Origin of the sequence: Rhizobium sp. CG4, assembly GCF_023701965.1 — a bacterium.
In the GTDB taxonomy this organism is placed as follows: domain Bacteria; phylum Pseudomonadota; class Alphaproteobacteria; order Rhizobiales; family Rhizobiaceae; genus Agrobacterium.
The window spans coordinates 121871-145748 of record NZ_JABAEG010000009.1 but is presented as its reverse complement, the minus strand read 5'-3'; the positions used below and the strand labels follow the sequence as shown (position 1 = coordinate 145748).

The following is a 23878-nucleotide window of genomic DNA, read 5'->3' as shown; positions in this document are numbered from 1 at the left end:
CCCCGGTCGTCCGTATTTTTCGCCGTCTGCTGTGCGGATGATATGCGAACAGAAGAGACGTGGTCACATTGAGGGAAAGGTGCTGCAGCACCTTTCCTGTTTCGGGATGTTATTTAGGCGATCAGCCCCAGCACTTTGCCAAACCCTGCTTGGTATCGATGGATTCAACGCCAGCCACAGGCTTGTCAGTGACCAGCGTCACGCCTGTATCGAAGAAGTTCTTGCCTTCGGTTGGTTTTGGTTTCTCACCGGTATCAGCAAATTTCTTAACGGCTTCGACGCCGAGTGCTGCCATCGCCAGCGGATACTGCTGCGAAGTTGCACCAATCACACCTTCCGCAACGTTTTTAACGCCTGCGCAACCACCATCGACCGACACCAGCAGCACATCCTTTTCACGTCCAACCGCCTTCAGGGCTTCATAAGCACCGGCAGCGGCTGGTTCATTGATGGTGTGCACGACGTTGATGGTCGGATCTTTCTGGAGCAGGTTCTCCATTGCGGAGCGACCACCCTCTTCGTTACCGTTGGTGATATCATGACCAACGATACGAGCGTCGTCTTCGTCACCGATCTTGTTGATGTCTTTCACATCAATGCCAAAACCCTTCATGAAGCCCTGGTTACGCAGAACGTCGACGCTTGGCTGTGATGGCGTGAGGTTAAGAAATGCGATGCGCGCATCCTTGGCCTTGTCGCCCAGAGTGGCGGCGGCCCATTTGCCGATCAGTTCACCAGCAAGCAGGTTATCGGTCGCGAATGTCGAATCGGCGGCATCGATTGGCTCGAGCGGTGTGTCGAGTGCGATGACCAGCAAGCCGGCATCACGAGCCTTTTGAACAGCCGGTACAATACCCTTCGTATCGGACGCCGTAATCAAAATACCCTTTGCGCCATCGGCAATGCAGGTTTCGATGGCAGCGACCTGGCTTTCAGAATCGCCATCGATCTTGCCGGCATAAGCCTTCAAGGTAACACCGAGTTCCTTGGCCTTGGCTGTCGCGCCTTCTTTCATCTTCACGAAGAAGGGGTTCGTGTCTGTTTTGGTAATGAGGCATACGGATGTATCAGCCGCGGATGCCATGCCTGCAAAGGAAACGCCAAGCGCAAGTGCGCCAATAAAGGCGGAAACGGTCGTCTTCATATAGTCCTCCTAAAGACGTGCGGATGCTTCTTATGAAACTATCCGGGGGCCAACCTCCTCCAAGGTGTGAGCGGCACCACCACACAAATGGAAACACCAAATGAACAAAGTGTCAATAAATAAATCCAATTGAATTATTAATTCGATATGGCATGCTCTGGACGCGTCAACACAATGCATGACCGGTCAACTCGCCTGTGCAAGAGCGGAAAACAGGACCGAATACGCAATCAGGTGGCTTGTCGCGAACCCTTACTGGCGGCATATGCAGTCATGAAGGGAGGGAGGAAATAATGTCTCGAGTAGCCGAGCCGACATGGCCTGCAACGAATGCCACCCTTGATATAAGCGGCGGCTCTAACCAGGTGCGTGTCCGCGCCTATAATGAGCGGCTCGTCCTGTCTCTGGTTCGTCGCCATCATGCGCTTTCAAAGGCCGAAATCGCCCGTCGCAGCGGGCTTTCCGCCCAGACCGTAACCGTCATTATGCGCGCGCTCGAAAATGACGGACTGCTATTGCGTGACGAACCCAAGCGCGGCAAGGTCGGCCAACCCTCCACCCCCATGCGACTTAATCCAGACGCTGCCTATTCCTTTGGCGTGAAAATTGGCAGACGCAGTGCTGATCTGGTGTTGATGGACTTTCTTGGCAAAATCCGGCTGAAACTGCGCCGCGCCTACCCCTATCCGCTGCCAGAAGGAATCATCTCCTTTGTAACGGACGGCATAGGTGAGCTTGAAATGAAGCTCGACGAAAGCGAACGCAAACGCATCGTCGGCGCTGGCATCGCAGCGCCGTTCGAGTTGTGGAGTTGGGCGGAAGAAGTGGGCGCCCCACAAGCGGAAATGGACACCTGGCATGGCGTAAATCTGCAGCAAGAGATAGCCGACCGAATTCCTTATCCCGTCTACCTCCAGAACGACGCCACAAGCGCCTGTGGGGCGGAGTTGGTATTTGGTGCTGGCCAGAACCACGCCGACTTCCTCTATCTGTTTATCGGCTCGTTCATCGGTGGCGGCGTCGTTCTCAATTCCGCGCTGTTTTCAGGTCGCACGGGAACGGCTGGCGCGGTTGGCCCGCTACCCGTCCAGCGAAGGGACGGAAAAACCGTCCAGCTTTTGAAGATCGCCTCGATTTTCGTGCTCGAAAATATTCTGCGTGATCATGGCATTGATCCAAAGCCATTATGGTTCTCACCTGACGACTGGATCGATTTTGGAAAGCCACTGGATATCTGGATCGATGATACCGCAGCAGCCTTAGCACAAGCGGTAATCGCCGCAGCATCTGTCATCGATTTTTCAGCCGTGGTGATCGATGGCGGCTTCCCGAGTTGGGTGCGAGAACGCATTGTAAATGCAACGAAAAAAGCGCTCGGCGCGCATGACCTGCAAGGTGTTGTCGTGCCAGATATCATTGAAGGCATGGTCGGCAGCCAGGCCCGTGCCATAGGCGGCGCAAGCCTGCCACTCTTTGACCGTTACCTCTTGGACCACAACGTACTTTTCAAGGAAACAGGCTGAAACAGATAAACTAAAAATCGGCCTGATAGCTATAAAAGCAGATCTCCACAGTAAAACCTCCTTACAAAAGCTCTTGCATTTTTATTGTCACGATAATGTCCCGTTTACGGAACAAAACGATCCCCGTTGAATTGAAATAAAGATTGCGCAATACAATTTACCTGCTGGGGGTATACAAGGAGAAAAACATGAAAAAGACCGTTACCATGGCCCTGCTTGGTTCTGCGTTGGCTTTGGCTGGCGCGACCTCATCTTTTGCCGCTGATTTGGCGAGAGAATATCCTGCCTATCAGAACGACGACGACCGTAACGGTGTAAAGATCGGTTATCTCGATTGCTCTGTTGGCGGTGGCGTTGGCTACGTACTTGGCTCCGCAAAGGAAGTAGAGTGCACATTCCAGTCCACAGTCGGCCGCAAGGCGACGGAACAGTACACCGGCGCTATCCGTAAAATGGGTATCGACCTTGGCTTTACCGCCAAAAGCCGCATCGTCTGGGCCGTATTTGCACCCACTGCCGGTTACCACCGCGGTTCGCTGAGCGGGCTCTATCAGGGAGCCTCTGCAGAAGCCACGCTTGGCGTTGGCGTCGGCACCAACATTCTGGTTGGCGGCACCTCTGGTTCCATCCACCTTCAGACAATCAGCGTCCAGGGCCAGGTTGGCCTCAACGCAGCCGTAACCGGCACGTCGATGACACTGACATCTGTTCAGTAAGCCTGACGTGCTGTTAATCTAAACAGATTTTCTTTTGTAAACACCGTCATCCCCTAGGGGATGACGGTGTTTTCATTTGCCAAGCCGCGTTTTCAGCAGCGTTAGAACACGTTGCGCCAGTGCTTCATAATCACCATCAAAATGATGTCCGCCTTCGAGTGCAACGACATTGGCGCCTGAACCTTCCAATGCAGGGCAGGCATTTTCGTCGTCGTCCTTGCCGTAGATGCATTGCACCATGCTGGCATCCATTTTCTTGATGTAGTCAACCGGATCGCCGGCAGAGCCCTCGCCCTGAATACCAAGCCAACCCTCCACGGACACCTTGTAATCAGCCTGATGTGACAGTGCCATCAGAGACATCAGGGCGACACGTTCCTTGTCTTTTTCTGGCAAGAGATCGTAAAGCGCAGGCAGAATATCGGCGCCGAATGAATAACCGACCAAAAGCACATGATGGACGCCCCATTGATGCCGGTAGGTTTCGATGATCCGCGCAAGGTCGTCGGTTGCTTCCTGTGGTTTGCGCTCCGACCAGAAATAACGCAGCGAATCCACGCCTACCACCGGGATACCTTGCTTTTGCAGATTTCCACCCATTTCCTTGTCGATATCACGCCAGCCGCCGTCACCGGAATAGATAACAGCCATCGTATCCATGCTTGGTTTGGCGTCGAGAATGGTCAGAGGCAAACCAAGCGGTTGATCCGTATCTCCGGCCGCATCCACCCGGTCACTAAGCGCCTGCAACAGTTCATCATTCGCCTGCCCTGTCACATCCTGAATATCGATATCCGGGTGTTTGGTTTGCAAGGCTGCGGCATGGTCGCGCCCTTCCTGCTTTGCAGCAGGGGAAAACAGCACCGTTACGGGCGCCGGCACATCGCCATCTGTCAGCCCATAAATCGTGCGGTTGCCAACCTTTTCCTTGGTCGCCGGTGTGCAGAGTATCCTGTTTTCAAGGGGAATGCCTGCCAGCGGATCAACGGCGATCGCTTCGCCGATGGTCGATGCTGGGCTTTGCGCAATCATAGCCAACGCCAATGTACCGCCTTCACCAACACCGGCAAGGATAGGCAGTCGGTAGGTTTGTGCTTTGGCCTCGCGCTGGATTTCGTGCGCCAGTTCTTCAATATCTGAGATCATGTAGACGCAGTCACCTTCATCGGCACTGAGCGCCTTCATGTAGGTAGGAAAGTCTATACCAACGACGGCAGCGCCCTTTTCAACCAGGGCCTGCGCCTGTTTTTCTTCCTCGTCGCCCCATCCGTCTGCATCAGAGATCAGGAAAATGTTGGCCTGCACATCGCCATCCGGCAGCATGATATGGCCAGGGGGCAGCATGCCCAATTGATAGTTTGGTTTGTCCTGCGCCTTCACCGTATGCGGCAGAGCCATGAACGCGCAGCCAAGGGCAGCATAGATCAAACGTGATACACTCATTTCCCAACCACTCCCCTTACGCCGCCTCCAATCAGAAGCGTTACATCCATCAAGGCAAGAGCCGCGCCTGCGCCATTCGAGACGGCAAGATAACGGGGCTCCCATTTCGGGTGAAATTTGGTCTTAAAGGCACGCAGCCCTTTGAAGTTATAGAATTTTTCGCCGTGTTCGAAAAGCGTGCCACCAATCCAGTCCCAAACCGGTGCGATGTCACGTTTAGACATGCCCGACAGTGGGGCCATGCCAAGGTTGAAGGTACGATATCCTTCGCTGCGCATTTGCTCCATGATGCTGATGAACAGAAAGTCCATCGCGCCACGGGGCGCCTCCGGCAGAAACCGCATCAAATCTACGGTTGCTTCCTGTTTGGTGTCAGTCACCATGACAGTGGCAAAGGCGACAATCTTGTCATCCTTGCGCAGGACCGCTACCGGCTGCGACAGCACATATTCATCCGAAAACGATCCGAGCGAAAATGTCTTTTCACGGGTGTTATGATGGGCAAGCCAGGCATCTGAAATGTCCCGCAAATTGCCAAGGACAGACTTTGCCTCATCCGGTGTCAGCAGGCTGAATGCCAGTCCATCACGCGTGCCACGGTTCAGCGCCTGGCGCAGGCCCGAAAGCCGACTGCCCTTTAAGTCGAAGGTCTCAAGGTCGACAATTGCGAGTTCGCCCAGTTTGAACGCACGAAGACCAGCATCCGCGCAATAAGAAAGCAGTTTCGGCGACACCTGATAGAAGGCGGCGCGTCCGCCCGCCGCTCGCGCCGTCTCGACAAACTGCCAAACCAGCTCCGACATTTCGGATTCTTCACCGATTGGGTCCGTCAGTCCAATCCAGGAGCGCCCCTGAATGCCATACATGATGAAGGCATTGCCATCTTGCGAAAACATGATGTGTTTGTCGGCCATCCGCACCAGATTGGCATCGGCCATATCCTGTTTTTTAGCAATGGCGATGGCCTTTTCGAGATCGGCGCCCCCCATTTCATCCGGTCTATAGGTCACAGGCCGCAGCAGGCTGAAAATTGCCAGCGCACTTGATGCGAGAACCAGCCCCAGCAAAGCACGCAGGCTGCGCGGCGCTTCCTCGGAAAATTCGAATTCCCACCAGAGAGCGTGGCTATATTGCGTATCGCGGTACACGAAGAACAGGATGGTCGCGGCACCGGCAATGATGATTGCTATTGCCGATAACCAGGCTGGCCCCATTCTCATTCGCAGCAATGAGGCGTGGCGGGTAAATTCACCCGCACTCAGCAGCATGACCGCAATAAACACGCCGAGGAACATGGCCTCGAATACGGCGACAGCTTTCAGCAACGATAAAACAAGTGCTGCGGACGCGGCAATAATTCCGACCCACCATGCACCATCCAGCCGTTGACCAATGCCGCGTGACGCAACGACCAGTCCAAGCCCGAGAATGCTGGAAAGGAAATGGGCCGCTTCCACAATCGGCAGCGGCAGAATGCTCGACAGAAAATCGAGATTATCGTCAGGTGTTGGCGTAACGCTCGAAAAAATCAGCATGGCGCCAACGATCAGCGCCAGTGTCGAAAGCAACGAGGGCGCAAGCCGAACCGTTATCTGCCCGATATCGGCAAATAGTGGCCTCGCTGCAAGCTGGCGGATTTCGCTCGCCACCAGCAGGACAGTTGCCAGCATAAGCGGCAGCACGTGATAGATGATGCGATAAAGCACAAGGCTGCCCAGAAGCGTATCAATATCAATGGCATTGCCGAGCCCGGCAATCATCACGGTTTCAAAAACGCCAAGTCCAGCCGGCACATGGCTTAGAACACCGAGACCAACTGCCGTCGCGAAGATCGCAAAAAACGATGGCCAGCCAACATGGGTGTCAGGCAACAGCACATAAAGTGCCGTGGCCGTTGCCGCGATATCCAGTGCCGAGACCAGAAACTGGCGAGACGCCGTGCGTGTATCCGGCAGACGCAGACGCAGCCAGCCAATGCTGACGGTGCGCTCACCGCGGGCCACAACGAACAACGCGACCATGATGCCAACGATAACAACTGCGCCAACCCGCAACCAGAGTGGATCCAGCCCGACAATCGAGGCTACACGTGGTGCGACCATCAGCAACGAAAGCGCTGTTACAGCGAGAAGGCCGAGCCCGAAAGACAGCGTTACAAACGCAATAATCCGACCGATTTCACCGGGGTTCAGCCCGAGGCGAGAATAGGCACGAAACCGGATCGCGCCGCCGCTCAGCGCACCAAAACCGGCAGTGTTGCCGATAGCATAGGCACTGAACGCGGTAATCGCCACGCTCGACAGGGGCAGCTTTTTGCCGATGTAATCGATAGCGTTTACATCATAACAAATCAGCGCGACGAAACTTAACCCAGTAAACAAGATCGCCAGCAAGATCGAGGTCCAGCTGGTGCTGAGCAACGCGGTCTCGACTTCGTCGTAACGAACCTCGGAGGTTAGGTGGTAGATGGCGAAGGCCGTCAGTGCGAAAACCGCAATGATGGCAAGTGACGTCAGATAGGGCTTAAAACGAATGAGAAACGCCCAGATAGCCGAGGACGCGGGCTGTTGTTCAGGCACTTGTTCTTGTGCAGGCATGGAACACCGAATTGCTGTTCATTTACATTGAAGATAGCAGGAAATGTCACGCCGAAAAGCTCGGTGGATGTGCTGCAATGCGCATTAATAAAGGCGGAATAACGGCGCTATTTTTCACTCCGTTTTATATGCCTGCATGATCAACCAACCGAAGGCGTCGACAACAACCAAAGCCCGAAGACGGTATAAAACACCATGAGAGCCGCTAGCACAAGTTGCGAGACCACAGCTCTCTTCGCCTCACCGAAATGACGCAAGGCAATTGCGTGCGCCAGAACAATGCCAATCACATGGCCTGCCACGATAATGCCGGTCTGTGTCAGCCAGATAATTCTGACATCATCGATGTTGAGCAGGAATGATGTCGTCACATGCCAGTGCGCCATGCCAAACAGGTTCCAACCCAGTGCAAACGGGTCGGACATCATGATCAAGAGATACTGCCCATTGACGAGAAGAAGCGTCAGATAATGCGCCGCATGAAATGCAATCGAAATGGGAATGATGGAATAAACGAGTTTCCCGGAGAGACGCATCCATCCGGTTATCTCTCTTTCTCCCGCAAGCCACGCACCCGCGATCACGGCTTTATAAAACAGCACGACAAGAATAATCGGCGAGGCAAGCAGACCCAGCGTATTGGCAAACATCACGCCACTTCGACCGGGAAACTCCAATGGATTTACGCCGATGAAACCAAGCCAGGTGAACGTCTCGGAAAAACCGTCAAATGACGCGGTCGCCAATGTCAGCAGAATAAAGATAACACCACTTGGTGGTAGAGCATCAGCAACAAGAGAACGGTCGCCCGGCCATCTCAATACAAACATCTTGCCGCTTTCCGATTGCGACACCCCAATGGGCGACAACATACCGATCATGCGAAAGAACACTGAAAAGGGCTCACCTCTCGACAGCCATGCCTTTTCACCAAAGGTCAAGATGCCAGTGAAATTCACCAACCAATAGACAATCACAGCGGTAGAAAGCCGGGGCGGATCATCTGGTGCGAGCGAGACAAGCTCAAACCATGCGAAAGCTGAAAACTGCAAAATTGCTGGCAGGAAACCGACAGAAACCGGTAAATTCACATGTGAGGCTTTAGCTAGCCTCGGCCCAACAAGCTTGCGAAGCAGGGAAACTGGACCGTTCCACGGATTAAGCCACGGCCAAAGACTGCCTGTGACCACCTGTAACAGCGTAAAACCAACCCACCAGCCGGTCCAGATCAGCAAGGGCAGCGGATTGCTTAGTGGATCGGAAGGCGCAACAAAACCCGCGACAACACACAGCAGCAGCAGCAGAAAAGACAGACAACTGAACGGGGTCTTCGGCACCGCGAAATATGGAGCGATTTTTATGCTGGCGCCTTTGGCAAACCAGGCGCTCGGCGCAAATGCCAGCAAAAGAAATGAAAACAACACCGCCAGCGCACCGCCGGTGACATAAAATCCTGTCGGCAACAACATGACCAGGCCGCGCTCTGCGCCATGTGCACTGGCGTCACCTGCCATCATCACAAGAAACGCCACGGCAGCGAGTTGCTTCAGCTGGGCGCTACCGCAATGTCTCACCACCCTCTCCTCCTCCAAAACCAGCCAGTTTCCGCTCCGTTGAGTCGGTTCATCTCACGTGGGCACGACGTTTCGCAAGCTGCGTTTGATTGCGAAAAGGCCGACAAAACCCCAATAACTGGAATAAAATTCGCCAAACAACCTTTAAGCACCAAAACAGTTTGTGCTTCAAACGATTCAGATGAAGAAAATACGACATTTGGTGGTCTTTAAGCGCCAAAAATCAAATGCTCTGTTTACGACGGCTAAAGCTGTTGTCATAAGATTGGTCAAACCAGTTGCCTTACCTGCCGCCACGGTCCGACAGAGGAGAATTGTCGCCGTTACGTATGCCAGTGAGTATGCCTGTACGCTTGAAAGCGGCAAATTCAAACAATGATCATGGCCCGCAATGTGCTGCCAGAACGGCTGCATTGCCGGGATAATCTTTACGCCATTTGCATGAGAGGGGAGTTTCATGTCCGACAAGATCATTAAGCCCGAGAATGCCATTATTACCCGCCGTTCTACCCTGTTGGGAATGGGCGCCGTTGTCGGAACAGGCCTTGCCGCTACTGCAGCACCGGGCTTCGTGCGTTATTCACAGGCGCAAACATCGGAACCGATCAAGATCGGCATGCAGCTCCACCGCACCGGCATCGGCGCATCCTACGGTCGCTGGTATGAGCGTGTTGCAAAGGCCGCTGCCAAAATCATCAACGACGAAGGCGGCATTAACGGACGCCCGTTGGAAATTATCATAGAAGACGATGGTACCGACGCCAAACGCGGTGCAGAAGTGGTCGAAAAATTCGCGACCCAGCATAAGGTTGATGCGATCTACGGCACGCTTTTCTCGCATGTCGTTATCGGATCCGCGCCGCGTGCTGGCGAGTTGAAAATGCCATACATCGTGGTCTCAGAGGGCTACCACGTCGCGTCCGGCAATCTGAACCGTTATTGTTTCCAGCCGTGCATTACCGATGTTCGCAGCCAGGTCACGGCCATGGCGCCGTGGGTTTCGCAAAACCTCGGCAAAAAAGCGACGATGATTTTCCCGGATTATGCCTTCGGCCATGATCACCGCGACTATTTCTCGGCAGCCATGAAAGCGCAGGGTGGCGAGATTGTCGAAATGATCGCTATTCCGCCAACAGAGACATCCTTCACTCGATATCTGCCGCGTATTCCCTCAGACACCGAAGTTCTCTACCACGTCATGGTCGGCCCATCGGTCCTGACCTTCGTGACCGAACTCGGTCAATTCTACGGTTCACAACGCCCGGAGATTTTCGGGTTTATCGACAGCCTCGAGGCCGTTGATCTAGCCACGCCACAACTTTCCTATCTCGACGGGACCTATTTCTGGGAAGGCATGCCGCGTTATGCCCAGAAGGATCAGAGCGAATGGGACAAATTTTACCGTAATGCCATTGGTATTGATGACAATGGCGCCAGCGCGGCCGATGCGAAAGACATCTCCACCTACGCCCATATGTTTGGATGCTGGGAAACACTGTTCGTCATTAAGAAAGCCATGGAAAAGGCCGGATATCGCGGACCGCAAGACAAGGCTGCCTTTATCGAAGCCATGGAATCCTTCGAAAAATTTGATGAGGGCCGTGATCACCCGCAGGGCGACAAGCTGTTTAATGGCAAGAACCACCAATGTTACGGCCACCAGTACATATCGAAGGTCGAAAACGGCAAATTGAATGTAGTGCACAAGACCTCAATTGAGGATGGCGCCTATGAAGTTACCGCCGACTACACTAAAATGTCGCTCTGATCCGTGAATTACCTCACATCGAGTTAATTTAACTTTATGCAAATTCATTCAATGCGTTATCCAGCATTGAATGAATTTTGTTTTGGCGCAGGAGCTTGTTTTGGCATTCGGTCCATTTCTGTTACTGGCAACACTGGAAGGATTACTGCAAGCGGCAGTCCTGACGCTGACTGCGCTTGGTCTTTCGCTGGTTTTCGGGGTGATGCGGGTGGTGAATGTCGCCCATGGTGAGTTCTTCATGCTCGGTGCTGTCATCGCATGGTGGGTGACGTCAATGCTCGGGCTTCCGCCTGCGCTTGGTTTCGTTGCCGCATTACTCATCAGCCCACTCGCCGTCGGCGCCATCGCATATGCAGGTGAAAGGCTCGTGTTGCGACGCCTCTCCTACAATCCCGAAGCAACAATCGTCGCGACGATTGGCATGCTCTACATTATCCAGCAAACAGTCCTTTTGACCTACGGCCCGGATGCTCGTCCGGTAACGGCACCATTCTACTATCGACTGCAACTGCCATGGTTTGGATATTCGGCCTACAACCTCTTCGTTATTGCCGCTGCAATCATCGTCCTGGCCATCACATGGTTCGTCCTCACCAAAACCAAAATTGGGCTGATCATGCGCGCAGCACAATTTGACAGTGAAACCGCACAGGCCTTCGGCATTCCAATCGGCAAAGTCTACGGTCTGGTCTTCGCAGCCGGTGCGATGCTAGCCGCGATCGCTGCTGTCTTGATCGTACCCATCCGACAAGCCCACTATCTGATGGGGCTTGATCCCCTGCTGCTGTCCTTCATCGTGGTCATCATCGGCGGACTTGGCAGCATTCGTGGCACCGTAGTTGCAGCCTTGGTGATTGGCTTAAGTGACGGCATTATTTCTATGTTCTTTTCGCCAACACTCGCCAAGATGTTGTCGACGCTGCTTGTTGCACTGGTGTTGGTGTTCAAGCCGGAAGGGCTTTTCGGGGCAAAGACACGATGAACACCGCGCCATCCTTAAAAGTCCTGCTGCTCCATATTGCTGTCATCGCTATCTTCTTCGGCCTGCAGTTTGTTCTGCCGGAGTATCATCACCTTGCCATGACGCGCGTTATGGTGCTGGCCATTTTCGCCATGGCGTACAATCTTCTTTTTGGTTACACGGGACTTCTCAGCCTCGGCCACGCCCTGTTTTTTGCCAGCGGCCTTTATGGCGCGGGTCTTGCAGCCTACCATCTGGAATGGAGCGTGCCAGCCGCATTCCTGTGCGGCATCCTGGCAGGATTTGTTATGTCTCTGTTCATTGGCCTGATCTCGCTGCGTACAACCGGTGTGGCGTTCATGATTGTGACCATGATGTTTGCGCAGGTTGCCTATCTGGCCAGCTTGTATTTTTCGCAATGGACACGTGGTGAGGAAGGGCTGGTTTTACCGCAATCGGCGCGCAGCTTCGACCTCGCCGGAGTGACCTTTGATCTGACCGATGCCGCGACCCGCTATAATCTTGCTTTCGTCTTGATGACTGTGGCGCTTTTGATCTGCTTTATTATTGTGCGCAGCCCGCTGGGCCGCGCAATGATCGCAGTGCGCGAAAACGAACCACGGACGCTGATGCTTGGATATGACACATTCCGGCTGAAGCTTGTGGCACTGATAGTGTCGGGCTCGCTGTCGGCCATGGCTGGGGCGACCTATGCCCTGCTCTTTGCCTATATCGGTTCGTCTTTTGCATCGATACAATATTCCATCGAGGCCTTGTTGTTCACCCTGCTGGGTGGTGCTGGCACCGTGCTTGGACCGTTGCTGGGCACCGTTTCGATGTTTTACATGATCGATATCGCCAGCAATTACACACCGGCTTACATGCTGGTGACTGGCGTCATGCTTGTCTTTCTTATCCTGTTTTTCCCTCGGGGTATTTTGGGAAGCATCCGTGAGAGGTGGTTGAAGTGGCTGCCATGACGTTGCTTTCAACACAAAACCTGACCCGTCGCTTCGGTGGCTTGACCGCGGTCAACGCTGTGGATTTTGAGATCACGCAAGGTGAAATCCATGCACTGATCGGCCCTAATGGAGCGGGCAAGACGACCTTCGTATCCCTTCTGTCAGGGCGACTTGCCCCGTCTTCCGGACATGTCGTATTTTCCGGAAAAGACATTACTGCAATGCCTGCATTCGAGCGAGTAAAGCAGGGAATTGCCTACACATTCCAGATTACCAGCATCTATCCAAATCTGAGTGTCTACGACAATGTCGCGCTTGCCGCTCAAACTGCGCAGCGGCGGAACACCGGGCTGTTCAGCCGAATAGATACCAATCTGCTTTCGACTGATGTTCACGCCGTACTCGAACAGGTTGGCCTTGCACAATACGCCAATGAGACGGCAGGCGCCTTGGCTTACGGTCACCAGCGACTGCTGGAAGTCGCGATGGGACTAGCCTTGCAGCCGAAGCTGCTGATCCTTGATGAACCGACACAGGGGCTTTCAGACCCGGAAATTGCCAATTTCTGCGGGTTGGTCAAAGCCATTTCAGGTCAGATCACCACATTATTGATAGAGCACAATATGGATGTAGTCATGCAACTGGCTGACAGAATTACCGTATTGAACCACGGGCAGGTGCTGGCGACAGGAACGCCGGACGACATTCGCGACAACAGCGCAGTGCAAACCGCCTATCTGGGAGGACATTGACCCGTGCTGAAGCTTGAGGATCTCGATGTCTACCACGGCAGCAGCCGCACATTAAAAAGTGTGTCCCTGTCACTTGCCAGCGGCGAAGTCCTTTGTTTATTCGGCCGAAATGGGGCTGGTAAAACAACAACCCTGAAAGCCATTATGGGCCTGTTATCGGCTCATTCCGGTCGGGTGACGTTGGATGATGTGGAACTGACAGGACTGCCAGCCCATGAGGTGCCGAAATGCGGCATTGGTTATGTTCCGCAGGGCAGACGTCTGTTCGCAGAACTGACGGTGGAAGAAAATCTCGAAATTGGCCTGATGGCACGCGGAACGGATCGCGAAATTCTGACCGAAGTATTTCGGTTGTTCCCCATCTTGAAAGAACGGCTGCCACAGATTTCAGGTACGCTATCGGGTGGAGAACAGCAGATGCTGGCCATGGCCCGTGCCTTGTGCCTCGATCCATCGGTTGTTTTGCTGGACGAACCAACGGAAGGCCTGATGCCTTCAATGATTGCCACCATTCGCGATGTCATCCTCGAACTCAAAAATAACGGCAAAGCCGTGCTGCTTGTGGAGCAACGAATAGAGGCGGTGCTGGCGGTGGCTGACCGTGTCTGCTTTATTGAGAATGGTACGGTTAAGGCAACCATGCCAACGGATGAGCTTCGTGCCGACCCGGCCTTGTTCCGTCAATATGCCGGCATCGTGTAACCACGACACCGGCGAGACTATCACGCAACCTCGATAATGAAGGTTTTTCCGTCGAGCAGAATTTCAAGTCGTGCCGGCTCAGCGATTTTGACAGCACCACACAGAGTACCTGTGGTGATAACCTGACCCTTGCGCAGAAAACCGAGTGGCGATGGCGTACTGTTGGCGTAAGCGATCACACCCGCAACTGGATCGATATCCTGGTGATTTGAAGGCGCATCATAAAGCGTTGCGCCATTGCCCAGAACCCTCAGTGGGGAATCGAATGCCGGATCTTCCAATATGGCGCGCGATAGTTCGGGCCCGACTGCGTAAGAAATATTGCTGAGGCTGTCGGCAAGGCCAAGCGCGAAGATACCACCAGCACCACCCTCGTAACGGCTGCGGACAAACTCCGCACCAATCGAAACAGTGCCGATTGCCGCGACAACCTCTTCGCGAGTCCAGGGCTCACCGCGCGGCGGCAGATCGCTCCGCAGCGTGAAAGCCAGTTCCACTTCCAGTACGATGCCATCGACATACTGATATCTGTCATCACGAATGACCGAAAACAGCGGAGCGCTATAGGTACCGTCTGTCCGCTTCGACAGTTTTAAGCCTTCAAGCGGACGGCCGGAGCGCTGAAGCACCTGCGCCTGCACCTTATACGCCGCTTCAACATCCAGCGGAGCAACGGTGTTGCGGTCCAATGCCTTGCCGTTAGACATGGCGTCAAAAAGAGCGCCAGCCAGCGAAGAATTATCAATAGTGGTCATCGGGTTATGTCCTGAACTGTAACATCATCAAACAAGGGAAACGGCGCGAAATATCAATGCATCAAACAGCTTTATGGCGCGCGTTATTGGCAATTGAAGTTCTCCCAATCCTTTGCCTACCTTAAAGTCAATCATTGATAACACAACACATCGTTTCCACTCTTCGCGCCTGCCAACAACCCGGTCAATCACCCTGGGTTTGTGCAACTGGACATAAAATAGAAACAGATACTTAAGCCTAATCTGAAGTTGGCTAAAATTACACCCGGCGTTTACTTTAGCAAAATACGATAGACGACGTTGTGAGTGGCACTTCGCCTATGAACGGCAACACCCCGCTGAATGAATTGGCGATACAGTATTTAAATTGCGCTTGCGGGAGAGCGACATGGATAAAGTCAAGAGCTACACAGCCAATGACCAAGATACGATAGCCGCCTTGGCGTTATTGGCCGAGCAATTGCAAAACCCCGACAACGGAAACGGTCTGGTGTTCACCTTTTACGGATGTGATCACAATGGCATTCTCATTGACGCTTTTTTACAGGAAAATTTCTCGGGCAAAGCGATCATAGGCGGCAGCTCATCGGGCGGACTGATGACCGAAAATGGATTCTGGGACCAGGATACGGTCGGTTTGCTTGTCCTGGAGGATAAGGCTGGCGAATACGGTGTCGCAGACGGCGTATTCGACGACAACCCCGAAAAGCTTGCGGAAAAAGTTCTCATGCAGGCGCTGGATAGTTGTAACTGCACCGGCCAACTGCCCGAACTGATCTGGCTTTATCAGACGCCCGGTCACGAGGAAGCAGTCATGCGCGGGTTGCGTAATATCGTTGGCGACCATTGCCCCATCATGGGTGGAACGGCGGCTGATAATGACGTCAGCGGTCAATGGCACCTTCTGGGCCCAAGCGGCGCATTATCGAATGGCTTGGTTATCGCGGTGATGTTTCCATCCTCCCCAATCGGCTTTGCATTTCAGGGCGGTTACGAACCGTCGGGTCCACAAGGCACGGTAACCGGCATTGGCTACCATAGCGCCGGAGAAAGCGGTGTTGTCACCGACGGTGCAGGACGCGATGTCCTGACAATCGATGGTGCGCCCGCAGCCGAGGTTTACAACCAGTGGTCCAACAATGCCATAGCGTCCAAGCTGGACGGCGGCTCCATTCTGGCAGAAACGACAATGTACCCCATCGCCATCAATACCGGCGACATCGATGGCGTGGGTCAGTATCTGTTGATCCATCCGGAATCTGTTTCACCGCAAGGTGGTTTGCGCACCTTCCGGGAGCTGGAAACCGGCATGCGTATTCATGCCATGCGTGGCGACAGACAACAGCTCGTGGCACGTGCAGGACGCGTGGCCGACCATGCAAAACGTAACCTAGAGCTGGAGCATAAGACCATTTCCGGAGCCATCATGATCTATTGCGGAGGCTGCAAACTGGCGGTTGGCGACGATATTACCGAAGTTGCACGCACGGTTGGTCTTACGCTCGGCGGCACGCCGTTTATTGGCTGCTTCACCTTTGGCGAACAGGGCTATTTGCTTGACAAAAACGTACACGGAAACCTGATGATTTCAGCTGTGGTCTTCGGAAAATAATCGATGCTTCCAACGCGCCCTTTTCTTCCTCGCTTTTCGGGCTTGCAAGAGAGCAACGAGACCTTACGCGAAGCCCTGCTCTCTTTGCATCAGGATCACGACACGCTGCGCCAATCCAGCATTCACCTGCAACAACTGCTGGATGCTCTGGAAACACTGCTCGGCATTGAGGAAGATAGCGATCCATTCTCTGTGGTGTTCGCATCGCTACGAAAAGTGTTCTCCTTCTCACATGTGCTGATGCTGGCAGAAGTCGAAGACAGCGATCATAAGAGACTGGACTGCATTATCTCGGAGCGGTCAGAACTTCTGAACTCCCAGTGGCCTGTCGGCGCGCTCTTTGCAAAAATCATGTCGGGCAAGGTTGTTACGACCTTCTCCAGCAAGGGCATTTCGGAGTGGGATGGTGCCGAGACGCATGGACTTTCACGCGAAAGCCCAGTGCTTTACGTGCCTGTGCGCGTGCGCGACAGGCGCGGTATTTTGCTACTAATCCGTGAAGCCAGATCGGAAGGTTTCAGCCGGGACGAAATCGCACTGGCCAAGCGCTTTTCCGTCGTTGTGTCCCACGCTCTCGCAACACGGTACGCCAGCCAGAATGCTGCAGAAGGGAGGCGTTTGCGCGAAATGGGAGAGCAGTTACGCAAAAGCGAACAGATGGCGCAACGCAACTCCAATCTTCTAAAGGAGATTGTGGATGCCCTTCCGGTCGGCGTTCTGGTGCAGCATGCGAGTGGTGAACCATTGGTCATCAACGAATTCGCCGAAAAAACCTTTGGCAAACATGCGACACAACTGCCGTCAGCCATTCACCCTGCAAAGGGTATGGGATCTGGCCTTTCACCAATCCATAGTCTGACAGGCAGCCTTGAACAGGATTTCAATCAGTCGTTTGAATATGAGACCGTCATTGACGGTGAAAAACGTGTGATGCTGGTGAGTTCATCACACGCTCACATCTTTGATGAAAGTTTGCAGATCACCACGTCGATGGACATCACCGGGAGAAAGCGCTCGGAAGACGAGCTGCATCACCGCGCCTATCATGACCAATTGACCGACCTGCCCAACCGTTCTCTAATGAAACAAACGGTTGAGTGGAAACTCTTGACCATAAAAGAGGGCGAACAGTTTGCCCTCGCCTTCATCGACATCGACAACTTCAAGCAGGTCAACGACTTTTACAGCCACGCTTTGGGCGATCAGTTGCTGCTGGCCATTACCCGCCGTATTCAGGATATAATTGGCGAACGCGACATGCTTTCGCGCATCAGTGGCGATGAGTTCCTGCTGCTTATCGGCGATGTGACCTCAGAAGCTGGTGTCACCAAGATCGTTGATGCCATTGTCGATGAATTGCGTAGGCCGTTCATGCTGGAAGGCCAGGAGGTGTTTTCTTCCGCCTCAATCGGCGTCAGCATCTATCCCTTGCACGGCAATGATTATGAGACCCTTCGGCGCAGCGCCGACAACGCGATGTATCGCGCCAAGAGCGCGCATAAGGGTAGTGCCGCCTATTTTGATGACACCATGCGTGACGCGCTGACAGCGCGTATGGAAACCGAACAAAAGCTGCGCGCTGCGATCCGTGACCGTCATTTCAAGGCCGCCTATCAACCAAAGACCGATATTGAAACCGGCAGGATCGAAGGTTTCGAAGCACTCGTGCGCTGGGTAGAACCTAATGGTACCATTCATATGCCGGGCAATTTTATCGGCATTGCAGGCGAACTGGGCCTGATTGGCGAAATTACCCATTTCATGTTGGATGAGATTACCCGCGACCTTCCCGCCCTGAAGCAAAAGTTTGGCGACGACATCACACTCAGCCTCAACGTTGCCGCCCGCCAGGCCAACTCGCCTGATTTCATGCGGCTTCTTCTACAGAGAATTGAAGCTGCCGGAGTCGGTCAAAACCTCATCGTGGAACTGACTGAGGAGGCGCTTGTTTCAGCGCGTTTCTTCCAGAATGACATTTTGCCAAGCCTGCGCCAGCTGGGCGTTCGGATTTCAATTGATGACTTCGGAACCGGTTTCTCATCGCTTTCCATTCTCGCCGACATTGATGCCGATGAACTGAAAGTGGACCGCGCCTTCATCATGTCCATTCATGAACGTCCCCGCAGCCAGGACATCCTCAAAGCCATCGAGTCCGTCTGCGCGGCACTCGGCATCGGCATGGTGGCAGAAGGTGTCGAACTGCGAGAGGAGCTTGACTACCTCGCGCAGAATACCAAAATCCGGCTGGTTCAGGGGTACTTCTTCGGCAAACCGGCTTTTCCGGAAACATTCCTGAGCGGCAGCGCTCTTTCGAATTTTTTTGAAACGGAAACGCCCGTCAACGATCGGCAAAAAACCTCAAGTTAGTTTTCTGATCGGTCCGAAATACACAAAACCAGAGGCGAAAATTCGCCACCGGGGTTTGCAGGTCTTTCCTATGTCTGAAGTCGATCAGAACGTCGCCTTGGCACCAACCCAAACGGTACGGCCAATGCTCCAAGGTCGGGAAATACTGGTTGTCGCATTGCCTGTCTCATTAAAAAGGTTGCCAACCTTCATATTAAACGTCAGCCCTCGATCGTCATTCTTGTAGACTTCGAAACTTGTTGCGAGATCAACGGTCAAAGTGGGTGAAAAGTCGTAATCTTCGTAGATTGAGTGTTCCAGGCCATCGATATTTGTCGTACCCCCCGTGTCCCGCACACCTCTGTAACCGAAATTGTAGTTGGCAGAGACATCGACATTCAGGCGATTGTCAAACCAACTGCTGGCAAACCCCGCCTCAAGGCGTAGAGGAATGTCCATATTGCCAGTCGCAGCCTGAAACCCAGCTTGCGAGTATGAGTGCTCTTTATACAAAATGTATTCATCTTCGAGGTTGCTCTCGAAATAGCTGTTATTGGTTATCTCGCTACGTGCCCAGGTAACGGAGGTCTTAAACGACAGCGCATCAAGTGCCTCGATATTGCCTGTATCCAACTCCTTGGAATATTCACCTGTGACAGATTGGTAAGCGCCGTGCCCACTATTCGTCAGCGTGTTCACATAGGTAGATGTGCTTTCAGTTGCGAACTGATCTTTCGAACGACGATCAACGAATCGAACTCTCCAGTCACCGCCCAGGAGCGGCTCCTTACCAAATAACGCAAACGTAACCTCATCATTATATGGTGTCGAAAGATCGGATGCACGGTTCTCATAAGGCACGTTGACCCTGAGACGAGTCCAGTCTTTGACATCTCCACTCGACTGCGTACGGGTATAAATCGTTTCCCTCGGCAGGCGTTCTCTCAGAGCGTAACCAAGATTCGTTGCATCGAAGTAACGGTTGAAGCCGGCGGAAATCGAGAAATCATCAATCGGAGTAACGGTCGCAACAATACGAGGCGCGAGATTAAGGTTTTGCATGTAGTCATCATATGACGCACGTACACCTGCCCGAACATTCAACCATTCCCATGTTTGGTTAAGCTCAGCATAGACGTTGAAGGCGTTAAGATTGACATTGATATCATAAGCAGAGTGCACAGATTTCGTATTCGCAAACTGTTCAGCACTGCAGGCATCAGCGCCATTGCAATTGAAACCAGAGAGCGCCGGATAGCTTCCGATTACAGTGCTTGCAGTGTAATAAGTAAATTCCTCTGGCCGACGACGATAGGCCTGTGTACTGGTATAGTCAGCACCAAGCAAAAAAGAACCTAGCAAAAAATCTCCGCTGAGTTCCTCAGACAAGCTCCATTGCTCTTGCCCCATTTCCTTTGTGCCCCAACCGCCATCAATACATGTCGTTTGACTTGTTGAGCCTGCTCGGCACCAGTCCGCTATTTCTTTCGATTCCCAAAGCGTCCCGCTAACGGTCCTCGATTGCTGATATACACGTCCAACATTAGAGTCTGACTCATTGATGTTGCTTGATTTTTTATAATTAAGGACTGACTTCAGCTTAACATTATCAAAAGAAATACCGCCGAGATCAAAGTTGCTGAACTCATAATCATGTTGCAACTTCGTCGTTAAGCCTCGTGCCCCGAGGTTTAGATTCATGTTTCGCCAGGAAGCACTTTGCCAGGCCTGGTCATATTCGTTGTAAATACCTTCCAGCGTAAAATCACCGAAATCCGTTTCTGCGATCGCCTGGAGACGGTAAAAGTCACTTTGGGACTCTTCTTCAATTCGACGATTCTCAATGTATTTGTAGTCTTTGTCCTTATGAGTTACCGCACTCTGAGTGCTGTACTGACCAATGATTGCGATGTTGTCAGTGATCGGTCCGCCGACGGAGACAGAAGACTTTCTTCGAATGTAGTCATTACGTGCGATATTATTCGGGTTAAGTCCGGTAGCCGTGAGAAGATTAAATGCAGCCCAATCACTCGTTGTGTAATCGGTGGTGACGGATGAACGCCAACGATCTCTTGGCGCATTTTCAAGTTCATATGAAACAACACCACCCTGAAAATTACCGTATCGAGCAGAAGCGTTGCTGTCGATCACTGTAGCAGCTGAGAGAAAATCCGTCGGTACGTAAATCGTTTGAGAATGCAGACCAAACATCTGGTAAAAGTTGTTGTTTGAGCTGGTCGCTAGAAAGTCGTTTTTAACAAACTGATCAGCGCTACCGGTTATGGTATTAATTTCCATGCCATTGAGAATGAAGTTGTTCTCGTAGACACGGGCGCCAGAAATTGAAACTTCCTTTGGTTTCAAGTCAATAACTGACTGATCTGTTTCACCTGCATCTGCGTTGATTTCGTTCTGATATTGGACGTTTGCCATATTGCGCAGCACGCTATTGGCGTCACCGCTGCCGCCGGTGCGGCCGTTCAATTGTCCTCCGGAAATTGTGGTGGTGCCAGTGTCAGCAACGGAGCTTGTGCCAAGAACAGACTGGCCGGATTTTGACTGCACCTGAATAGCCTCAAGCAGTATCGTGCCATCTGCGCTCACTGCCGCCTGTGCGACGGCGAGCAATGAAGCGGTTTTAGGCCCAGTCATGCGAATTTCAATGCCAGTACCGGAAAGCAGCGTGCGCAACGCCGTCTCAGGCGTCAGCTTGCCCGACACGATAGCCGATTGCTTTCCATCGACCAGAGCCGACGAATAACCGATTTGCCAACCTGTAGACTTGATGAAACTGTTCAGAGCTTTGCCAAGCGGCTGCGCAGGAATGTTAAAGCCAACCGTTGCAGAGGCAACTGAACCGCTTTGTTGCGCTTCAGCGTCGGCTGACACCGCCATCACCCCTACGTAGCCAAGAATTGTCGAAGCAAGAAGCAACGAGACACCATTCTTGCCGCTTCTTTTTCTGCCCTGCACTGCCATTACCCTACTCCTGAACGCCTTTGGCAACGTTAAACGTCACCGGCACTTTGCATCCGCGTGCGGAAGGTCGTTCCAAACAGAGTTTCCGTCCCCCGAAAGCCCTGACACGCAAGGAGTTTTGGCTTCATGCCAGTACCGCCTCATTGCCTTCGACGTTCGAGACTTTTCAATCTCACAAAAAAAGTTGAGAATTTAACGAATGATTATGAAATTACCCGGCAGCGTATTGATTTTGCCGCCTACAGCGGTGACGATACTGCCAATAGCGCCGACCGCATCATCCGTTCGATAGTTACCGCTCACCGCCACCGAAAGCAGATCTCGGCGTAGAACAAAAACACGTCCGTCATAATAACGTGCGAGATCGCCCAACACAGCTCCGAGAGGTTTGCCTGAAAAAGCAATGCGCCCTTCGCGCCAGGCAAGCATTTCATCCGGTTCAAATGGCTCTATGTGTGAGATGGATTTTTCATCCACGGCCACCATCTGATCGGGCAACAGCTGCACAGCAGTTTGCGCACTGCCATCACGGATGACATCAACGCGCCCGCGCTCAAGCGCCACCACATCGCGATTTGCCTCTGCGCGAACAACGAAAGCAGTTCCCTTCACGGTCACATCGCCAAAATGCCCCACGACCCGGAACGGACGCGAAGCATCATGGACAACATCAAACCATGCCTCGCCCTTGAGAAGACGCACACCACGTTGCTGCCCCTGATAGGCAAGCTCGACCGCGCTGTCGGTATTCAGCAGCATACGGGAACCATCTGGCAATATGACATTCTGCATCTTGCCCGCGACGGTGCGATAATCGGCACTCCAGCGAAGCATAATTTCTGGATAGGCAGCATACCCGCCAACAAACAGCACCATTGCCGCCGCCAGTGACAACCAGTGAGCGCGCTTTCTACCCCAAACGGAAAATGCAGGTTTTACAGCACGCAAATCGATTTGCCGCGCATGACGCTGCGACGCAGAAAACAGCTCCGGTTCGTGCCATACGCCGGCAAGTTCGGCATAAGCGGCCGCATGGGCTGGATCGCTGGATATCCAGGTTTCAAAACCTGCATCCAGTGAGGGATCAGGAACACCGGATTGTTTATGGACGAACCAATCCAATGCGGCGTTCATCACCACATCAGTCTGCAAACCAACAATCTGCTCGTCATTATTCCTCATAAACACTGCCCAAGGGTCTCTTCGCGTACCCACAATGAATCAGACGTTTGAGCGGACCATTTCTCATAAAAAAAAGCAGCCCTGCAACGAGAGATTGTCGATTTCGTTCTTTCGCGGAACATCATTCCTTGTCCAGCCTCTTTCTGAAATCGTTGAGATGCGCCATGGCATGCTTCATGTCGTTGAAGACGGTGTTCTGAGACACATCCAGATGTTCGGCAATCTGTGGGTACGTCAAGCCTTCTACACGACTCAAGACCCAGACCTGTTGCACACGTTTCGGCAATTTATCGAGCGCTGATTGGTAGGCGCGCAAACGGTCGAGATGAATGACCTTGTCTTCAGCGGACGGCTGATCATCTGCCACCAAATCCATAGATTCGCCGCTGACCTCACTTGCCTCATGGGTGCTGCGCACCTTTTTTTGACGGAGATAATCAAGCGCCAGGTTACGAGCTGTTTGCTGCAAAAACGCCTCGGCATTGAGAAGTGCGCCGGTCGAGGCCGCCTTTCGCGCGCGCAGGTAGCTCTCCTGCGTCAATTCCTCAGCGGTTTCTTTGTCACGGACAATGCGGAAAACACTCCATAACAGCGAGTTGCGCGCGCGCAGAAACGCATTGTTCACGTCTGCGGCTTCGTCATCCATAGTGTCGGTAAATCCGTATCAGCAATTCGGTTGTTCATTCGGAGGCAGTGGGATGTAGTGCAGAACAGATCAACAATGAATTACCAATGGCAATTCTTTTTGCCTCTCAACGCCACAGACCTACAGCTCAAAAGTTGATTTTATTAATCACCTTTCCATTAGCCGAACAGAACGTATTATTCAACAGCCCTATAAACATGAAAACGCGGCAGGAAC

The 23878-nt window shown here is 52.9% G+C and carries 17 protein-coding genes; 9 read left to right on the top strand and 8 right to left on the bottom strand.

The window, feature by feature from the left end; translation table 11 throughout:
• Positions 1–121: 121 nt before the first annotated feature.
• Positions 122–1144, bottom strand: a complete 1023-nt coding sequence (locus tag HGO37_RS22005) for a sugar ABC transporter substrate-binding protein (RefSeq protein WP_250985229.1) — start codon at positions 1142–1144, stop codon at positions 122–124.
• Between the two features lie 293 nt (positions 1145–1437).
• Between HGO37_RS22005 and HGO37_RS22000 the strand changes: the two genes are divergently transcribed.
• Together HGO37_RS22000 and HGO37_RS21995 are read left to right on the top strand one after the other, a co-directional pair.
• On the top strand, positions 1438–2667 hold the full coding sequence (locus HGO37_RS22000) for an ROK family transcriptional regulator (protein ID WP_250985228.1): 1230 nt from the start codon (positions 1438–1440) through the stop codon (positions 2665–2667).
• 188 nt (positions 2668–2855) lie between these two features.
• Entirely contained in the window at positions 2856–3383 is a 528-nt protein-coding gene (locus tag HGO37_RS21995; protein ID WP_250985227.1) for a DUF992 domain-containing protein, read from the top strand.
• Between the two features lie 72 nt (positions 3384–3455).
• On the opposite strand, the gene HGO37_RS21990 is transcribed toward HGO37_RS21995, so the two are convergent.
• From HGO37_RS21990 to HGO37_RS21980, 3 genes are all read right to left on the bottom strand, one after another.
• Positions 3456–4826: an AcvB/VirJ family lysyl-phosphatidylglycerol hydrolase gene (locus HGO37_RS21990; protein WP_285201022.1), complete on the bottom strand. Its 1371-nt coding sequence runs from the start codon at positions 4824–4826 to the stop codon at positions 3456–3458.
• Positions 4823–7423, bottom strand: a complete 2601-nt coding sequence (gene mprF, locus HGO37_RS21985; RefSeq protein ID WP_250985226.1) for a bifunctional lysylphosphatidylglycerol flippase/synthetase MprF — start codon at positions 7421–7423, stop codon at positions 4823–4825. Before mprF ends, HGO37_RS21990 begins: the two co-directional genes overlap by 4 nt.
• 140 nt (positions 7424–7563) lie before the next feature.
• Entirely contained in the window at positions 7564–8997 is a 1434-nt protein-coding gene (locus HGO37_RS21980; RefSeq protein ID WP_250985225.1) for a hypothetical protein, read from the bottom strand.
• 457 nt (positions 8998–9454) lie between these two features.
• Between HGO37_RS21980 and HGO37_RS21975 the strand changes: the two genes are divergently transcribed.
• From HGO37_RS21975 to HGO37_RS21955, 5 genes are all read left to right on the top strand, one after another.
• A complete protein-coding gene (locus HGO37_RS21975) occupies positions 9455–10765 on the top strand; it encodes an ABC transporter substrate-binding protein (protein ID WP_250985224.1) in 1311 nt (436 codons plus the stop codon).
• A 100-nt stretch (positions 10766–10865) separates the two neighbouring features.
• On the top strand, positions 10866–11747 hold the full coding sequence (locus tag HGO37_RS21970) for a branched-chain amino acid ABC transporter permease (protein ID WP_192489236.1): 882 nt from the start codon (positions 10866–10868) through the stop codon (positions 11745–11747).
• The gene (locus HGO37_RS21965) at positions 11744–12706 is read left to right on the top strand and encodes a branched-chain amino acid ABC transporter permease (RefSeq protein WP_250985223.1); all 963 of its coding nucleotides are present in this window, start codon (positions 11744–11746) and stop codon (positions 12704–12706) included. Before HGO37_RS21970 ends, HGO37_RS21965 begins: the two co-directional genes overlap by 4 nt.
• Entirely contained in the window at positions 12703–13440 is a 738-nt protein-coding gene (locus tag HGO37_RS21960; protein WP_250985222.1) for an ABC transporter ATP-binding protein, read from the top strand. Before HGO37_RS21965 ends, HGO37_RS21960 begins: the two co-directional genes overlap by 4 nt.
• 3 nt (positions 13441–13443) lie before the next feature.
• On the top strand, positions 13444–14142 hold the full coding sequence (locus HGO37_RS21955) for an ABC transporter ATP-binding protein (protein ID WP_250985221.1): 699 nt from the start codon (positions 13444–13446) through the stop codon (positions 14140–14142).
• Between the two features lie 20 nt (positions 14143–14162).
• Here the strand turns inward: HGO37_RS21955 and HGO37_RS21950 are convergent, their stop codons facing one another.
• On the bottom strand, positions 14163–14897 hold the full coding sequence (locus tag HGO37_RS21950) for a hypothetical protein (RefSeq protein WP_250985220.1): 735 nt from the start codon (positions 14895–14897) through the stop codon (positions 14163–14165).
• Between the two features lie 388 nt (positions 14898–15285).
• Here HGO37_RS21950 and HGO37_RS21945 point away from each other — a divergent pair, with 388 nt between their 5' ends.
• Positions 15286–16509 (top strand): FIST signal transduction protein, encoded by a 1224-nt coding sequence (locus HGO37_RS21945; protein ID WP_250985219.1) that lies wholly within the window; start codon positions 15286–15288, stop codon positions 16507–16509.
• Positions 16510–16512: 3 nt separating this feature from the next.
• Entirely contained in the window at positions 16513–18876 is a 2364-nt protein-coding gene (locus HGO37_RS21940; protein WP_250985218.1) for a putative bifunctional diguanylate cyclase/phosphodiesterase, read from the top strand.
• Positions 18877–18960: 84 nt separating this feature from the next.
• On the opposite strand, the gene HGO37_RS21935 is transcribed toward HGO37_RS21940, so the two are convergent.
• The 3 genes from HGO37_RS21935 to HGO37_RS21925 form a co-directional block, all read right to left on the bottom strand.
• A complete protein-coding gene (locus HGO37_RS21935; RefSeq protein WP_250985217.1) occupies positions 18961–21834 on the bottom strand; it encodes a TonB-dependent receptor in 2874 nt (957 codons plus the stop codon).
• Positions 21835–22026: 192 nt separating this feature from the next.
• Entirely contained in the window at positions 22027–23016 is a 990-nt protein-coding gene (locus tag HGO37_RS21930) for a FecR family protein (RefSeq protein ID WP_250985216.1), read from the bottom strand.
• 121 nt (positions 23017–23137) lie between these two features.
• A complete protein-coding gene (locus tag HGO37_RS21925; protein WP_250985215.1) occupies positions 23138–23662 on the bottom strand; it encodes an RNA polymerase sigma factor in 525 nt (174 codons plus the stop codon).
• Positions 23663–23878: the final 216 nt, after the last annotated feature.

Bases quoted from the DNA above. Each gene is read 5' to 3' on its own strand.
- HGO37_RS21990 (WP_285201022.1), bottom strand. From the start codon at position 4,826: ATGAGTGTATCACGTTTGATCTATGCTGCCCTTGGCTGCGCGTTCATG.
- HGO37_RS21975 (WP_250985224.1), top strand. From the start codon at position 9,455: ATGTCCGACAAGATCATTAAGCCCGAGAATGCCATTATTACCCGCCGT.
- HGO37_RS21960 (WP_250985222.1), top strand. From the start codon at position 12,703: ATGACGTTGCTTTCAACACAAAACCTGACCCGTCGCTTCGGTGGCTTG.
- HGO37_RS21935 (WP_250985217.1), bottom strand. From the start codon at position 21,834: ATGGCAGTGCAGGGCAGAAAAAGAAGCGGCAAGAATGGTGTCTCGTTG.
- HGO37_RS22005 (WP_250985229.1), bottom strand. From the start codon at position 1,144: ATGAAGACGACCGTTTCCGCCTTTATTGGCGCACTTGCGCTTGGCGTT.
- HGO37_RS21945 (WP_250985219.1), top strand. From the start codon at position 15,286: ATGGATAAAGTCAAGAGCTACACAGCCAATGACCAAGATACGATAGCC.
- HGO37_RS21925 (WP_250985215.1), bottom strand. From the start codon at position 23,662: ATGGATGACGAAGCCGCAGACGTGAACAATGCGTTTCTGCGCGCGCGC.
- HGO37_RS21940 (WP_250985218.1), top strand. From the start codon at position 16,513: ATGCTTCCAACGCGCCCTTTTCTTCCTCGCTTTTCGGGCTTGCAAGAG.
- mprF (WP_250985226.1), bottom strand. From the start codon at position 7,423: ATGCCTGCACAAGAACAAGTGCCTGAACAACAGCCCGCGTCCTCGGCT.
- HGO37_RS21995 (WP_250985227.1), top strand. From the start codon at position 2,856: ATGAAAAAGACCGTTACCATGGCCCTGCTTGGTTCTGCGTTGGCTTTG.
- HGO37_RS21965 (WP_250985223.1), top strand. From the start codon at position 11,744: ATGAACACCGCGCCATCCTTAAAAGTCCTGCTGCTCCATATTGCTGTC.
- HGO37_RS22000 (WP_250985228.1), top strand. From the start codon at position 1,438: ATGTCTCGAGTAGCCGAGCCGACATGGCCTGCAACGAATGCCACCCTT.
- HGO37_RS21930 (WP_250985216.1), bottom strand. From the start codon at position 23,016: ATGAGGAATAATGACGAGCAGATTGTTGGTTTGCAGACTGATGTGGTG.
- HGO37_RS21950 (WP_250985220.1), bottom strand. From the start codon at position 14,897: ATGACCACTATTGATAATTCTTCGCTGGCTGGCGCTCTTTTTGACGCC.